The organism is Streptomyces sp. NRRL S-920 (assembly GCF_000717945.1).
In the GTDB taxonomy this organism is placed as follows: domain Bacteria; phylum Actinomycetota; class Actinomycetes; order Streptomycetales; family Streptomycetaceae; genus Streptomyces; species Streptomyces alboniger.
In genome coordinates, this window is sequence record NZ_JODF01000012.1 from 20,144 (window position 1) to 34,823 (window position 14,680).

The window sequence follows — 14,680 nt, forward strand, 5'->3', positions numbered from 1 at the left end:
CCGGCAAGAGGGGGGTGTTACTGCTTCTGCGCCAGGCGCTTGTTCAGCTCGCCCTCGACCTGCTTCGCGGCGTCGGCGTACGACTTACCGTTGAGCACCGCGGTCATGTAGTTCTTGATCGGGTTCGGCGGGTTCTCGACCGCGCCCCACTCCGGGATCAGCGGGGTGGTGCCGCCACCGGCGGCGGCGGGAGCGGCGGCCTCGGCGGCCGGGTTGCCCTTGAGGTTGGACTCCAGGGCCTTCTTGTTCGGGATCGTGCCGCCTTCCTTGGCGAACTGACCCTCGAACTTGTCCGACAGCGCGATCTTCAGGAACTCCTTGGCCAGGTCCTGCTTCTTGCTGGTCGCGGCCACGGCGAGGTTGGAGCCGCCGAGGAAGACGCCCTCGGGCTTGTCGGCCGTGGGGCCGGGGATCGTGAAGAAGCCGATGTCCTTCTCGATCTTCTTGTTGGCCTTGATCGCGGTCGCGGCCTCCCAGCCCATGCCGATGAAGGCGCCGGTCTTGCCCTTGGCGAAGACCTCGGCCTGCTGCGGGGTGGCCTCGTCCTTGTTCTTGGGGGCCTTGGAGAGGTCCGCGAACTGCTTGTACGTCTTCATGGCCTTGGCGACCTTCGGGTCACCGAGGTTGGAGACGTACTTGTCGCCGTCCTTCTTGACCAGCTCGGCGCCCTCGCCGATGGTGAGGCCGACGAAGTGGTACCAGTTCTGGCCGGGGAGGTAGATCGGCTCGGCGTCGGTCTTATCGCCGATCCGCTCCAGGTCCTTGAGGAACTCGGCGCGGGTCTTGGGGGTGTCCTTGATGCCGGCTTCGGCCCAGATCTTCTTGTTGTAGACCACGACGCGGTTGAGCACGAACCACGGGGCGGCGTACTGCTTGCCGTCGATGACCGAGGCCTTGTTCATCGACTCGGTCCAGTCGGCGCCGATCGACTCCTTGAGGTCGCCGAGGTCGGCGAGGCCGCCGGTCTTGGCGTACGCGGCGGTCTGGGTGTTGCCGATCTCGAAGACGTCCGGCGGGTTCTCCTCGGAGAGGGCCGTGGTGAGCTTCTGCTGGATGCCGTTCCACTGCTGGACTTCGAACTTCAGCTTGGCGCCGGTCTTCTTCTCGAAGGCCGCGGTGACGTCCTTCTGCCACTTGTCCGGCGTCGAACCGTCCATCGCCCAGAGCGTCAGCGTCTCGCCCTTGTAGCCGTCGGCTCCGCCGGACTTCTTGTCCTCGTCGTCACTGCCGCACGCCGCGACCGAGACCAACATGCCCGCGACACCGATGGCCGCTATGAGCTTGCGCTTCACGTCACCCTCCTCAAGGGATGCCAGTCAACCCCCCACCCGCAGCGACCGAATGGACCGAGATCTGCCCGTGGGACTGGAACCTGGTCTTTAATGGTGTAGACCAGTACGGGGAGCTTGGCCTAGACCTTTAGGGGTGTCAAGGGTGTATAAGAAGGGCTGTCGCGTCCGTTATCGGACCGACACCTGAGCGGGTAAGGCCTTCCCCTCACGCTCTCGACTTCGCTCGACCAGGGGGCGCCCCCATGGCCCGGTACGTGCCACGATGTGAGCCGCGACAGACGGAGGAGCCGGTGACGGCAGCAGCACAGGAGCCGGAAAGGCTGACTATGGGCACCGAAGCGGGCAGTACCGGGACCGACGAGGGCGCGCTCGCGGAGACCCCGAGCGTCGGCCGGACCGCGCGCGTGCCCAAGTACTACCGGCTGAAGCGGCACCTGCTCGACATGACGGAGACGCTGCCGCCCGGCACCCCCGTCCCCCCGGAGCGCACGCTCGCCGCCGAGTTCGACACCTCGCGCACGACGGTCCGCCAGGCCCTCCAGGAGCTGGTCGTCGAGGGCCGCCTGGAGCGGATCCAGGGCAAGGGCACCTTCGTCGCCAAGCCCAAGGTGTCGCAGGCCCTCCAACTCACCTCGTACACCGAGGACATGAGGGCGCAGGGCCTTGAGCCCACCTCGCAGCTCCTGGACGTCGGCTACATCACCGCCGACGACACCCTCGCCGGCCTGCTCGACATCGGCGCGGGCAGCCGCGTGCTGCGCATCGAACGCCTGCGCCTGGCCAACGGCGAGGCGATGGCCATCGAGACCACGCACCTGTCCGCCAAGCGCTTCCCCGCGCTGCGCCGCTCCCTGGTCAAGTACACCTCGCTCTACACCGCGCTCGCCGAGGTGTACGACGTGCGTCTCGCCGAGGCCGAGGAGACCATCGAGACGTCACTGGCCACCCCGCGCGAGGCGGGCCTGCTCGGCACCGACGTCGGCCTGCCGATGCTGCTGCTCTCCCGGCACTCCCTGGACGCCGCGGGCCGACCGGTGGAGTGGGTGCGCTCGGTCTACCGCGGCGACCGCTACAAGTTCGTGGCCCGCCTCAAGCGCCCCACGGACTGACCCGCGTACGACCGGCCGGTCCCGCACCGGGGTCTGGCGCGGATCACTTCTCTGCCTTACGTTCCTCCCGTCATCGCATGACGACAGTCATCGCACGATGAACGGGAGGACGACCCGGTGCGCAGAGCAGATCCCCGATCCATCGCCGTCTGGACCGTCGTCGCACTGGTCGGCGCCGCGGGCTGGACCGTCCTGGCGCTGGCCCGCGACGAGGAGGTGTCGGCCGCCTGGATGGTGGCGGCGGCCCTCGGCTCGTACGCCATCGCCTACCGCTTCTACTCCAAGTTCGTCGCGTACCGGGTGCTGAAGGTCGACGCGCGCCGGGCCACGCCCGCCGAACGGCTCGACAACGGCATCGACTACCACCCGACCGACCGCCGCGTCCTGCTCGGCCACCACTTCGCGGCGATCGCGGGCGCGGGCCCGCTGGTGGGACCCGTACTGGCCGCCCAGATGGGGTACCTGCCCGGCACCATCTGGATCGTCGTCGGCGTGATCTTCGCGGGCGCCGTCCAGGACATGGTCGTCCTGTTCTTCTCGACGCGGCGGGACGGCAAGTCGCTCGGGCAGATGGCGCGGGACGAGATCGGGCCGTTCGGCGGGGCCGCAGCCCTGCTCGCCGCCTTCGCCATCATGATCATCCTGCTCGGCGTGCTCGCCCTGGTCATCGTCAACGCGCTCGCCGCGTCGCCCTGGGGCACCTTCTCCATCGCGATGACCATCCCGATCGCGCTGCTCATGGGCTTCTACCTGCGGGTCCTGCGCCCGGGGCGGGTCAGCGAGGTCTCCCTCATCGGCGTCGCGCTGCTGCTGATCGCCCTCGTCGCCGGGCGCTGGGTCGCCGAGTCCTCACTCGCGGACACCTTCACGCTCGCGCCCTCGACGCTGGTGATCTGGCTGATCGCGTACGGCTTCGTCGCGTCGATCCTGCCGGTGTGGATGCTGCTCGCGCCGCGCGACTACCTCTCCACCTTTATGAAGATCGGCACCATCCTGCTGCTCGCGCTCGGCGTGGTCGTCTCCCTGCCGACGCTGAGGATGGACCCGGTGACCGACTTCGCCTCGCGCGGCGACGGGCCCGTCTTCGCGGGCTCGCTCTTCCCCTTCGTCTTCATCACCATCGCCTGCGGGGCCCTGTCCGGCTTCCACGCGCTGATCTCCTCCGGCACGACGCCGAAGATGATCCAGAAGGAGACGCAGGTCCGGATGATCGGCTACGGCTCCATGCTGATGGAGTCGGCCGTCGCGATCATGGCCTTGATCGCCGCCTCGATCATCGACCCCGGGCTGTACTTCGCGATGAACGCGCCGGCGGGCGTCGTCGGTGACACCGTGCAGGAGGCGTCGAAGGCCGTCGCGGGCTTCGGATACTCCATCTCCCCCGCCGACCTCGCGCAGGCCGCCAAGCACGTGGAGGAGTCCTCGCTGCTCTCCCGTACGGGCGGCGCGCCCACGCTCGCGGTCGGCGTCTCCGAGATCTTCTCGAAGGTCACGGGCGGCTCGATGCGGGCCTTCTGGTACCACTTCGCGATCATGTTTGAGGCCCTGTTCATCCTGACCGCGCTCGACGCGGGCACGCGCGTGGGCCGCTTCATGCTCCAGGACATGCTGGGGAACGTCTACAAGCCCTTCAAGAACGTGAGCTGGAAGCCCGGCCTGGTGCTGACCAGCGCGGCCGTCACCGGTCTGTGGGGCTACTTCCTGTGGGTGGGCGTGCACGAGCCGCTCGGCGGGATCAACCAGCTCTTCCCGATCTTCGGCATCGCCAACCAGCTCCTCGCCGCCGTCGCCCTCACCGTCTGTACGACGCTGCTCGTGAAGTCCGGCCGCCTCAAGTGGGCCTGGATCACGGCGGTTCCGCTCGCCTGGGACGCCACGGTGACGCTCACGGCGAGCTGGCAGAAGGTGTTCTCCGGCGACCCGCGGGTCGGCTTCTTCACCCAGCGCTCGATCTACCAGGACGCCATCGACGACGGCAAGGTCCTGCCGCCCGCCAAGTCCATGGACGACATGCACACCGTGGTCACCAACTCCACGGTGGACGGCGTCCTTTCGGCGGCGCTCGCCCTGCTCATCGTCATCGTGATCGTCGACGCGGCGCGGGTCTGCTTCCGGCACATCAGCGACCCCGAGGCCTCCCGGCTGAGCGAAGTGCCGTTCGTGGAGTCGAAGTTGACGGCACCGGCGGGCCTCTTCCCGACCGCGGAGGAGAAGCGGGAGCTGACCCCGTGACGTGGGTACTGCGGGTGCTGCGGTGGATCCGCTGGTACGCGCGGGAGTTGACCGACGAGTCCGCGTACGACCGCTATGTCGCGCACGCGCGGAAGGTGCACCCAGGGGTGTCCGTCCCTTCCCGGAGGGAGTTCGAGCGAATGCGGACGGACCGCCAGGAGTCGGACCCCCGGCAGGGATTCCGCTGCTGTTGAACAGGCGCTTCGGCACATCCGGCACTCGTCCGTTATCCGGACAGGGGTTCCATAGATCAAGACTCTCGCCTAGATTTCCCGCACGTTAAGCATGGGATAAGCGAGGGAACGGAGCCGCGATATGTCAGATGCGCCTGAAGTGAACAGACCGGTGGTCACACCGGTCCGGGTGGTCATCGCGGCCTGCCTTGTCGCACCCTTCGTGGCCATGCTCTGGGTGGGTTCGTACGCGAAGGTCGAACCGGCCTTCATGGGCATACCGTTCTTCTACTGGTACCAGATGCTCTGGGTGCTGCTCTCCACCGTGCTCACGATGATCGCGTACAAGCTGTGGCAGCGTGACCAGCGCGCCCGCAAGGAAGGTGCGCGGTCATGAACGGCGGAGTCAACGGCGTCGCGCTCGCCGTCTTCATCTTCTTCTTCATCGCGGTCACCGTCATGGGCTTCCTCGCCGCCCGCTGGCGCAAGGCCGAGAACGACCAGAGCCTGGACGAATGGGGCCTCGGCGGACGGTCGTTCGGCACCTGGGTCACGTGGTTCCTGCTCGGCGGCGACCTGTACACCGCGTACACCTTCGTGGCCGTCCCCGCGGCGATCTACGCGGCGGGCGCGGCCGGGTTCTTCGCCGTGCCGTACACGATCCTCGTCTATCCGCTGATCTTCACCTTCCTGCCGCGCCTGTGGTCGGTCTCGCACAAGCACGGCTATGTGACGACCTCCGACTTCGTGCGCGGGCGCTTCGGCTCGAAGGGGCTCTCCCTGGCCGTCGCGGTCACCGGCATCCTCGCCACGATGCCCTACATCGCGCTCCAACTGGTGGGCATCCAGGCGGTCCTCGACGTCATGGGCGTCGGCGGCGGCCCGGACACCAACTGGTTCATCAAGGACCTGCCGCTTTTGATCGCGTTCGCGGTGCTCGCCGCGTACACCTACTCGTCGGGGCTGCGCGCGCCCGCGCTGATCGCGTTCGTGAAGGACGGGCTGATCTATCTCGTCATCGTCGTCGCGATCATCTACATCCCGATCAAGCTGGGCGGCTTCGACGACATCTTCGCCAAGGCCGGTGACGCCTTCGCGCAGACCAACCCCGCGACCGACAAGCCGCGCGGCGCGCTCGTGCCCGCCGAGGCCGGGCAGTGGACGTACGCGACGCTCGCGCTCGGCTCGGCCCTCGCGCTGTTCATGTACCCGCACTCGATCACGGCGACGCTCTCCTCCAAGAGCCGCGACGTGATCCGCCGCAACACCACGATCCTGCCGCTGTACTCGCTGATGCTCGGCCTGCTCGCGCTGCTCGGCTTCATGGCGATCGCGGCGGGGATCAAGGTCGACAACGGCCAGCTGGCGATCCCGCAGCTGTTCGAGAACATGTTCCCCGACTGGTTCACGGGCGTGGCCTTCGCGGCCATCGGCATCGGCGCGCTGGTCCCGGCGGCCATCATGTCGATCGCGGCCGCGAACCTCTTCACCCGCAACATCTACAAGGACTTCATCAAGCCCGACGCGACGCCCGCGCAGGAGACCAAGGTCTCCAAGCTGGTCTCGCTCATGGTGAAGGTCGGCGCGCTCGCCTTCGTCCTCACCATGGACAAAACCGTCGCGATCAACTTCCAGCTCCTGGGCGGCATCTGGATCCTCCAGACCATGCCCGCGCTGGTCGGCGGCCTGTTCACGCGCTGGTTCCACCGCTGGGCGCTGCTCGCGGGCTGGGCGGTCGGCATGGTCTACGGCACGCTGGCCGCGTACGGCGTCGCCTCGCCGACCCAGAAGCACTTCGGCGGCTCGTCCGACACGATCCCGGGCATCGGCGAGATCGGTTACATCGGCCTCACCGCGTTCGTCCTGAACGTGATCGTGACCGTGGTCCTCACCTTCGTCCTGAAGGCGCTGAAGGCCCCGGAAGGCATCGACGAGACCTCCCCCGGGGACTACACCGCCGACGCGGGCGACCCGGGCGTCGTCCAGGAACTGCCGAAGGCGACGGCGGGCGCCGGGCACTGAGTCCCGCCCCACCCCGATATCGCGACCACCACGGAGGGCCGCCGGAAAAACCGGCGGCCCTTCGCCGTCCCCGTGTTGCACACTGCGCCCCATGGACTTCACGCTCACGATCAGATCGGCGCGCCCCGAGGAGTACGAGACGCTCGGCGACCTCACCGCACAGGCCTATCTCGACGGCGGACACCTGGACTTCGGGGAGGACGACCCCTATCTCGCGGTGCTGCGCGACGTGGCGGGGCGCGCGGCGACGGCCGAGGTCCTGGTGGCCGAGGCGGGCGACGAGATACTCGGCTGCGTCACCTACGTCCCGGCCGGCGGCCCGATGGCCGACATCACTCGCGACGGCGAGGCGGAGATCCGCATGCTGGCCGTCTCCCCCGCGGCCCGCGGCCGGGGCACCGGAGAGACACTCGTACGGGAGTGCGTGCGGCGCGCCGAGGAAGCGGGCCGCACCGCGCTCGTCCTGTCCACGCAGACGTCGATGCACGCCGCCCACCGGCTGTACGAGCGCCTCGGCTTCGTCCGCACCCCGGAGCGCGACTGGCGGCCGATCGAGACGGTGCCGCTCCTGACGTACGCGTTGACACTCTAGGCCCGCCGCTCCGAACCGACACAAGATGTGGGCCCGCCTCGGGAACCCGGCACAAGATGTATGCTCGTGCTCGCTGTCGCCGCAGGGGAATCCGGTGCAAGTCCGGAACTGTCCCGCAACGGTGCATGTGTACGCGTTTGGCGTACGCGGAGTCCGAGGACCTGCCGACAGTGCGCCCGTGCCGTCCGGCCCGGGTGCCGACCGTCCGGGCCTCGTGGAGTGGGCCGGTGGACGCGGTACGCCGCCCTGTCCGGGTGCGCCCGTGTGCCCTCCCCTCCCCTGGCCCAGAGCCGAGCGAGGGAGTGCCCCACGTGACCATCGCGCCTGCCGAACCCGCGTCAGCGACCAAGCCGACCGCCGAGGGTGGCGAAGGAACCGACGGCCCAGGGGCCGCGCTGCTGCGCACCCTGACCGAACTCACCGTCGACCTTCCCGACGCCGACCCCGGCCGGGTCGCCGCCGCCGCGCTGCGCGGCCGCTCGGCCAGGGCCGACGCGTCGGAGCTGCGGGAGCTGGCGACCGAGGCGGCCGCGGGGCTCATCTCCGACGACCCGGCGTACTCCAAGCTGGCGGCCCGGCTCCTGTCGATCGGCATCCGCGAGGAGGCGGCGACGCAGGGCGTGCGCTCCTTCACCGAATCCGTGGCGGTCGGCCACCGCGAGGGCCTGATCGCCGACCGCACGGCGTCCTTCGTGACCGAGCACGCGGCCCGGCTCGACGCGCTGGTGGACGCCGCGCTCGCCGATGGCGCCGACTTCCGCTTCGAGTACTTCGGCCTGCGCACCCTGCACAGCCGCTATCTGCTGCGCCACCCGATCACCCGGCAGGTCATCGAGACCCCGCAGCACTTCATGCTGCGCGTCGCGAGCGGCCTGGCCAAGGACGACGGCGCCGCCGCCGTGGACGAGGTCGCCGCGCTGTACGGCCTGATGAGCCGCCTGGACTACCTGCCGTCCTCGCCGACGCTCTTCAACTCCGGCACCCGCCACCCGCAGATGTCCTCCTGCTACCTCCTCGACTCCCCGCTGGACGAGCTGGACTCGATCTACGACCGCTACCACCAGGTCGCGCGGCTCTCCAAGCACGCGGGCGGCATCGGACTCTCGTACTCCCGTATCCGTTCCCGGGGTTCGCTGATCCGCGGCACGAACGGGCACTCGAACGGCATCGTGCCGTTCCTCAAGACCCTCGACGCCTCGGTCGCCGCCGTGAACCAGGGCGGCCGGCGCAAGGGCGCCGCCGCGGTCTACCTGGAGACCTGGCACTCCGACATCGAGGAGTTCCTGGAGCTGCGCGACAACACCGGTGAGGAGGCGCGTCGCACGCACAATCTCAACCTCGCGCACTGGATCCCGGACGAGTTCATGCGCCGGGTCGCCGCCGACCAGGACTGGTCGCTGTTCTCCCCGGCCGACGTGCCCGAGCTGGTGGACCTGTGGGGCGAGGAGTTCGACGCCGCCTACCGCGGGGCCGAGGCCGCCGGGCTGGCGAAGAAGACGATCCCGGCCCGCGATCTGTACGGCCGCATGATGCGTACCCTCGCGCAGACCGGCAACGGCTGGATGACGTTCAAGGACGCCGCCAACCGCACCGCCAACCAGACGGCGGAGCCCGGCCACACCGTGCACTCCTCCAACCTCTGCACCGAGATCCTCGAGGTGACGGACGACGGCGAGACGGCGGTCTGCAACCTCGGCTCGGTGAACCTCGGCGCGTTCGTGGAGGACGGCGACCTCGCCTGGGACCGGCTCGACGAGACCGTCCGGACGGCCGTCACCTTCCTCGACCGTGTCGTCGACATCAACTTCTACCCGACCGAGCAGGCCGGGCGGTCCAACGCCAAGTGGCGCCCGGTGGGCCTCGGCGCGATGGGTCTCCAGGACGTCTTCTTCCAGCTGCGGCTGCCCTTCGACTCCCCCGAGGCGCGCGCCCTGTCCACCCGCATCGCCGAGCGGATCATGCTCGCCGCGTACGAGGCGTCCGCCGACCTCGCCGAGCGCGAGGGCCCGCTGCCCGCCTGGGACAAGACCCGGACCGCGCGCGGTGTGCTGCACCCCGACCACTACGACGTGGAGCCGGCCTGGCCGGAGCGGTGGGCGGCGCTGCGGGAGCGCATCGCCCGGACCGGCATGCGCAACTCCCTGCTGCTGGCCATCGCGCCGACCGCCACCATCGCGTCCATCGCGGGTGTCTACGAGTGCATCGAGCCGCAGGTCTCCAACCTCTTCAAGCGCGAGACGCTCAGCGGTGAGTTCCTCCAGGTCAACGCCTACCTCGTGGAGGAGCTGAAGCGGCTCGGCGTCTGGGACGCGCAGACCCGCGAGGCGCTGCGCGAGGCCAACGGCTCGGTGCAGGGCTTCGGCTGGATCCCCGAGGACGTCCGCGCGCTGTACCGCACGGCGTGGGAGATCCCGCAGCGCGGTCTGATCGACATGGCCGCCGCGCGCACCCCGTTCCTCGACCAGGCGCAGTCGCTCAACCTGTTCCTGGAGACGCCGACCATCGGCAAGCTCTCCTCGATGTACGCGTACGCCTGGCAGCGGGGCCTGAAGACCACGTACTACCTGCGCTCGCGCCCCGCCACCCGCATCGCCCGCGCGGCGGGCTCCAACGCCGCCACCGCCGCCCCCGTCCCCGCGCAGGTCACGGCCGAGGAAGCCGTCGCCTGCTCCCTGGAAAACCCCGAGTCCTGCGAGGCCTGCCAGTAATGAGCACCACCACCAACTCCGAGAAGAACCTCCTCGACCCGGGCTTCGAGCTGACCCTGCGCCCGATGCGCTACCCGGATTTCTACGAGCGCTACCGGGACGCGATCAAGAACACCTGGACGGTGGAGGAGGTCGACCTGCACTCGGACGTGGCCGATCTCGCGAAGATGACGCCCGAGGAGCAGCACCTGATCGGCCGCCTCGTCGCGTTCTTCGCGACCGGCGACTCGATCGTCTCCAACAACCTCGTGCTGACGCTCTACAAGCACATCAACTCCCCCGAGGCCCGGCTGTACCTGAGCCGTCAGCTCTTCGAGGAGGCCGTGCACGTCCAGTTCTACTTGACGCTGCTCGACACCTATCTGCCCGACCCCGAGGACCGGGCGGCCGCGTTCGACGCGGTGGAGGAGATCCCCTCCATCCGCGAGAAGGCGCAGTTCTGCTTCAAGTGGATGGACTCGGTCGAGAAGCTGGAGAGGCTGGAGACCCGGGCCGACCGCCGCCGCTTCCTGCTCAACCTCATCTGCTTCGCCGCGTGCATCGAGGGCCTGTTCTTCTACGGTGCCTTCGCGTACGTCTACTGGTTCCGCAGCCGCGGTCTGCTGCACGGCCTCGCGACCGGCACCAACTGGGTGTTCCGCGACGAGACGATGCACATGAGCTTCGCCTTCGACGTGGTGGACACGGTCCGCAAGGAGGAGCCCGAGCTGTTCGACGACGCGCTTCAGACGCAGGTCACGGACATGCTGAAGGAGGCCGTCGAGGCCGAGCTACAGTTCGCCCGCGACCTGTGCGGTGACGGCCTGCCGGGCATGAACACCGACTCGATGCGCGCGTACCTGGAGTGCGTCGCCGACCAGCGCCTCCAGCGCCTTGGCTTCGCGCCGGTCTACGGCTCGGAGAACCCGTTCTCCTTCATGGAGCTTCAGGGCGTGCAGGAGCTGACCAACTTCTTCGAGCGCCGCTCCTCGGCCTACCAGGTCGCGGTCGAGGGATCGGTCTCCTTCGACGACGAGTTCTGAGTCCACCACCGAACGGCCCGGGTGTGCCCGCCCCGTCACGGGGGGCGGGGCGGGCACACCCGGGGCCACATCCGCTCGTTCAGCGCGGTTCGGCCCGCAGGACGAGCCGCTTGGGGTGCAGGGTGATGCCGACGCGGGTGCCGGCGTCGGTCTCCGCGACCGGCGCCAGGCGCCACCTGGGGGCCACCGTGCCGAGGATCAGGGCCAGTTCGGCCAGGCTGAAGTGGTCGCCGGGGCACTTTCGGTTGCCGACACCGAACGGCATCATCGCGAACTCCGGTACGTCGGCGGCACGTTCCGGATTCCAGCGGTCCGGGTCGAACTCCAGATGCCGCTCGAAGGAACGCGGGTCGCGCTGCATCGCGTACACGCTGTAGACGAGGTCCGCGCCGAGCGGAATGCGATAGCCGCCCAGTTCGGTTTCGGCCACGGACCGGCGCGTGAATATCCAGGCCGCCGGCCGTATCCGCATGGCCTCCGTGATGACATTGCGCAGGTGCGGCAGGGCTCCGAGATCGGCGAATGTGATCGCGCGATCCCCGGCCACGGAATTTACCTCTTCAACCAATCGCCTTTCGTGCTCCGGGTGTTCGGTGAGCAGCTGGAAGGTCCACGCCAACGTCGACGCGACATTCTCCGCTCCCGCGACGACGAGGGATACCACGTGGTCGTGGATCTCCTGGTCGGCTATCGGCGCCCCGGATTCATCCGTGGCCCGCAGCAATTCCGCGAGCAGGTCGTCCGGGCCGCCGGGCCCCGCCGAGCGGCGCTCCGCGATGATCTCGTCGACGAGCGCGTGCAGGTCGGCGAGCGCTCTCTCGAAGCGCCGGTTGGCGGGTGTCGGCACGCGGTAGAGCGGTCCGACCGAGAGCACCATCCGGCGGTAGAGCCCCTGGAAGACGGTGTGCAGGGAGTCGGCGACGCGGTCGGCCTTCTCGCCGATCGACTCCACCTCCAGGAGCGAGCGCGAGACGATGCGCACGGCCGTGCGGAACATCTCCGCGCTCACGTCGACCGTGGCGCCGGGGCGCCAGCGGGCCGCCGTGGCGCGCGCCTCCTCCTCCATCACCCTGGCGTAGTCGGCGATCCGCTCGGGCCGGAACGCCGGCTGCATCATCCGGCGCTGGCGCCGGTGCAGCTTGCCGTTGCTGGTCGCCACGCCCTTGCCGAGGAGCACTTCGAGGGTGTCCCAGAGCGGTCCGCCGACGACGAACTCGGGACGCTTGAGCATCGCGCCGACCAGCTCCGGATCGCAGACCGCGTACGCCGTCCTCGGCCCCAGCCTGATCCGTACGAGGTCCCCGTGGTCGCGCAGCGCGGAGAGGAAGCCGAGCGGGTCGCGCACCAGGTTCCAGGCGTGGCCGAGCAGGGGGGCGCCGCCTTTGACGAGTGGCGGGGTGCGCAGGGGGCCGGGTCCTGACGCGGCCGGTACGGGTATTGCGGATTCGACGCTCATTCCTCACCTACCAGTTCGTTTTCCGCCAGGACGTCTTCCGTCACGTACGGGGGCATGGACCGGTCGTCCCAGCTGTCCACCCGATAGCGACCGGATTCGTGATGGAACCAGTACACGGAGGAGAACCAGTTCCGCATATTGAAGATGCAGGATTGCACCGCGGCTGCCAGTTCTTCTCCTTCCGTCATTCCGTCGGACAATTGACCGGCGAGCAGCAGGACTTCCTCCTCTGCGGCCAGGAAATCCGCGACGCATTGCGTGACTCGCCGGTGGACTTCCCGTACGGCTTGTTCGAGTGTCATCCCTTCGTGCTGAATGAGGCTGATCCCGAGATTGTGCAGTTCGTCTCCCGCGAGTTCTTTGGGGAGCGAGCACAGGTCGTTGTACCAGGCCGAGAAGTCCTGGGTGGCGAGGGCCGCCCGCCGGTAGGCGGGGTGGTCGCGCACGGTGCGCGGCAGTTCGCGGCGCGCGGTGGGTTCGAGCAGGTCGATCCACGCCCAGTGGGCGAAGGTGAGGCGGCGCAGCTCCACGTACGCCTCGACCGAGGGGACCGTGCCGTTGCGCCGGTTCCTGAACTCCAGGTCGTACGCCTCGATCACGGGGTGGAAGTGGCGGGCGAATCTGGCGTTCCAGCTGGGGCCGAGGAAGGCGTACAGCCGGCGGACGCAGTCCGCGAATCCGGCGACCAGGGGGTCGCGGTGGTTGAGGTACTGCCGGGGGGCGTCGAGGGCGCCGTGCAGGCCGCGGCAGAGCCACCGCCACTGGGCCGTCCTGCCGTGCACGGAGTCGCGGTCGTGCCGGTCGTCCCAGGCGAAGAACCAGCTGCTGAGATCCGCTATCGCGGTCAGCAACTCGTCCGGCGCCCCAATGTAGTAGCCCGCCACCAGGTCGGTGTAGCAGAGGCTGTCCGCGTACCGCTCGACCTTGTCCGGCGGCATGAGCCGCATTTCCCGTAGCCAGGTCCTGGACTTCTCCTGAAGCTTTGGCCAATACGGGTGCAGACGGCGAGGAAACGCGGTCTCGATCACTGGAACGGCCAGTGCCGGTGGGACCGATACCGCCTGTGTGTGTGGCTGTGTCTGTGAAGTGCTTCCGGAATATGCAGGCACGGACAAACCCCTTTCAGCCGCCTGGGCGGCACACGCCCCTCCCGCCGTGCCGGGCGCGCGCCGTTGCGTATCCCCGCGCTTTCCATTCAGCACCACAACTGACCGCTGAGGGAACAGATTTGCGCCATTCACTACCCCCCAGTGCCGAGAACATCCACGTACGTGACTGAATATGGATCTTCAACAGCCGGTTTTGCTCGCACTGGTGAGCGGCCCACGCCAAAGGCCCCTGGCCGGGAGGGAGTTCCCGACCAGGGGCCGCTGGTGTCACACGGTTCCCGCGCCGCTCAGGCGGCGCGTGCGTCAGTCATTGGGCACCACGGGGTAGCGCGGCGTGCCCTCCGCCATCTGGCGGAGCGCGTCCTTGCGCTCCCTCTTGGAGAGGCGGTCGATGTACAGATAGCCGTACAGGTGGTCCGTCTCGTGCTGGAGGCAGCGCGCGAAATAGCCACTGCCGCGCACCTTGATGGGGTTGCCCTTCTCGTCCTGGCCGGTCACCTCGGCGTAGTCCGGGCGGGCCAGCGGGGCGTAGGCGGTGGGCACGGAGAGGCAGCCCTCGCCCGAGTCGTCCAGGCGGCGGCGCTCGGCGGGCAGCTCGGTCAGGACCGGGTTGCAGACCACCCCGACGTGACGCACGCCCTCGTCGTCCATGCAGTCGTAGACGAAGACCTTCAGGTCGACGCCGACCTGGTTGGCGGCCACGCCCACGCCCTGCGCGACGCGCTGGGAGGCGAACATGTCGTCGACCAGCTTCGCCAGCTCGTCGTCGAAGGACGTGACGTCCTTGCACTCCTTGTGCAGGACCGGATTGCCGACGACCGTGATCGGGCGCGCGGTGCCGCGCTCGCGGTAGGCCGTCTCACGCTCCTCGCAGTCCTCCGTGTCGATGACGAAGCCCTCGTCGTCGACGGGGAGCACCCCGCCGGAGGCCTGCTGCTCAGTGTCCTGCGCCATGTCCGCCGTAA

The 14,680-nt window shown here is 68.8% G+C and carries 12 protein-coding genes and 1 riboswitch; of the genes, 8 read left to right on the forward strand and 4 right to left on the reverse strand.

The features are described 5' to 3' along the window. Positions 1–17: 17 nt before the first annotated feature. Positions 18–1,292: an extracellular solute-binding protein gene (locus tag IG54_RS0111295; RefSeq protein WP_030780878.1), complete on the reverse strand. Its 1,275-nt coding sequence runs from the start codon at positions 1,290–1,292 to the stop codon at positions 18–20. Positions 1,293–1,618: 326 nt separating this feature from the next. Here IG54_RS0111295 and IG54_RS0111300 point away from each other — a divergent pair, with 326 nt between their 5' ends. The 8 genes from IG54_RS0111300 to IG54_RS0111335 all read left to right on the forward strand — a co-directional run bounded on the left by IG54_RS0111300 (position 1,619) and on the right by IG54_RS0111335 (position 11,150). Next, on the forward strand, positions 1,619–2,401 hold the full coding sequence (locus IG54_RS0111300) for a GntR family transcriptional regulator (protein WP_030780880.1): 783 nt from the start codon (positions 1,619–1,621) through the stop codon (positions 2,399–2,401). A gap of 117 nt (positions 2,402–2,518) precedes the next feature. After that, the gene (locus IG54_RS0111305) at positions 2,519–4,633 is read left to right on the forward strand and encodes a carbon starvation CstA family protein (protein WP_030780883.1); all 2,115 of its coding nucleotides are present in this window, start codon (positions 2,519–2,521) and stop codon (positions 4,631–4,633) included. Continuing rightward, positions 4,630–4,827, forward strand: coding sequence for a YbdD/YjiX family protein (locus IG54_RS0111310; RefSeq protein ID WP_030780886.1), 198 nt, complete (start codon positions 4,630–4,632; stop codon positions 4,825–4,827). The genes IG54_RS0111305 and IG54_RS0111310 overlap by 4 nt, the downstream gene beginning before the upstream one ends. A 121-nt stretch (positions 4,828–4,948) precedes the next feature. Continuing rightward, entirely contained in the window at positions 4,949–5,203 is a 255-nt protein-coding gene (locus IG54_RS0111315) for a DUF3311 domain-containing protein (protein ID WP_030780889.1), read from the forward strand. After that, a complete protein-coding gene (gene mctP, locus IG54_RS0111320; protein ID WP_030780891.1) occupies positions 5,200–6,828 on the forward strand; it encodes a monocarboxylate uptake permease MctP in 1,629 nt (542 codons plus the stop codon). Before IG54_RS0111315 ends, mctP begins: the two co-directional genes overlap by 4 nt. A 91-nt stretch (positions 6,829–6,919) precedes the next feature. Beyond that, entirely contained in the window at positions 6,920–7,420 is a 501-nt protein-coding gene (locus IG54_RS0111325) for a GNAT family N-acetyltransferase (RefSeq protein WP_030780894.1), read from the forward strand. Positions 7,421–7,463: 43 nt separating this feature from the next. Continuing rightward, a riboswitch (cobalamin riboswitch) is annotated at positions 7,464–7,604 on the forward strand. A gap of 127 nt (positions 7,605–7,731) precedes the next feature. Continuing rightward, positions 7,732–10,128 carry a ribonucleoside-diphosphate reductase subunit alpha gene (locus IG54_RS0111330; protein ID WP_030780897.1) on the forward strand — a complete coding sequence of 799 codons (2,397 nt, stop codon included), beginning with the start codon at positions 7,732–7,734 and terminating at the stop codon, positions 10,126–10,128. After that, complete coding sequence (locus IG54_RS0111335; RefSeq protein WP_030780900.1) at positions 10,128–11,150, forward strand: ribonucleotide-diphosphate reductase subunit beta; 1,023 nt, start codon at positions 10,128–10,130, stop codon at positions 11,148–11,150. The genes IG54_RS0111330 and IG54_RS0111335 overlap by 1 nt, the downstream gene beginning before the upstream one ends. Positions 11,151–11,229: 79 nt before the next feature. Here IG54_RS0111335 and IG54_RS0111340 read toward each other — a convergent pair whose 3' ends face one another. The 3 genes from IG54_RS0111340 to def all read right to left on the reverse strand — a co-directional run bounded on the left by IG54_RS0111340 (position 11,230) and on the right by def (position 14,669). Beyond that, positions 11,230–12,606 carry a cytochrome P450 gene (locus tag IG54_RS0111340; RefSeq protein ID WP_030780903.1) on the reverse strand — a complete coding sequence of 459 codons (1,377 nt, stop codon included), beginning with the start codon at positions 12,604–12,606 and terminating at the stop codon, positions 11,230–11,232. Further along, positions 12,603–13,715: an epi-isozizaene synthase gene (gene cyc1, locus IG54_RS0111345; protein WP_106976986.1), complete on the reverse strand. Its 1,113-nt coding sequence runs from the start codon at positions 13,713–13,715 to the stop codon at positions 12,603–12,605. The genes IG54_RS0111340 and cyc1 overlap by 4 nt, the downstream gene beginning before the upstream one ends. Positions 13,716–14,018: 303 nt before the next feature. Next, the gene (gene def / locus IG54_RS0111350) at positions 14,019–14,669 is read right to left on the reverse strand and encodes a peptide deformylase (protein ID WP_030780909.1); all 651 of its coding nucleotides are present in this window, start codon (positions 14,667–14,669) and stop codon (positions 14,019–14,021) included. Positions 14,670–14,680 lie beyond the last annotated feature (11 nt).